Genomic DNA, 520 nt, shown 5'->3' on the forward strand with positions numbered 1-520 from the left:
TCCTTGGTGATTCACTCAGACCGCGGAGCACATTATCGAGGCAGCAGCTGGCGAAGCATGACCGAGAAGTTCGGAATACTTCGCTCTATGTCGAAGAAAGGCTGTAGCCCCGACAATGCAGCATGCGAGGGGTTCTTCGGCCGAATGAAAAACGAAATGTACTACGGCAGAACCTGGCAGAACCCCCAAGAGCTCAAAGAAGCAATCGCGACATACATCGAGTTCTACAACAATCACCGAATCAAGATCAGCCTCGATGGTTTGAGCATTGCCGAATACCGAAAAGTCAATGTAGCGTGAAATCGAAACTGTCTAAAAAAACGTCCGCATCCCCTTCTGTCGTTTAACCCCCTAGTCCAAGTCGAATAGGGGTTAAAGGACAAAAAGTGTGTCTTTCCCGGGTGTGTCGTGGTTATTTGCCCCAGTGGATGCCGAGGTTGTGTTGGTAGCTGGTGTCGATGGCGGTGTCGTATTCTGCTGGTGCACCGATGTCATTGGTAGTGGCTGTGGTGTCGTGGGT

The 520-nt window shown here is 50.8% G+C and carries 1 protein-coding gene; it reads left to right on the forward strand.

Annotated features, from left to right (window positions below):
• Positions 1-300: IS3 family transposase (locus JQ46_RS01945; protein ID WP_034985045.1), on the forward strand; the 300-nt coding region annotated here is incomplete at its 5' end.
• Positions 301-520: the final 220 nt, after the last annotated feature.

Source organism: Corynebacterium jeikeium, from assembly GCF_000738175.1.
Lineage (GTDB): Bacteria > Actinomycetota > Actinomycetes > Mycobacteriales > Mycobacteriaceae > Corynebacterium > Corynebacterium jeikeium_C.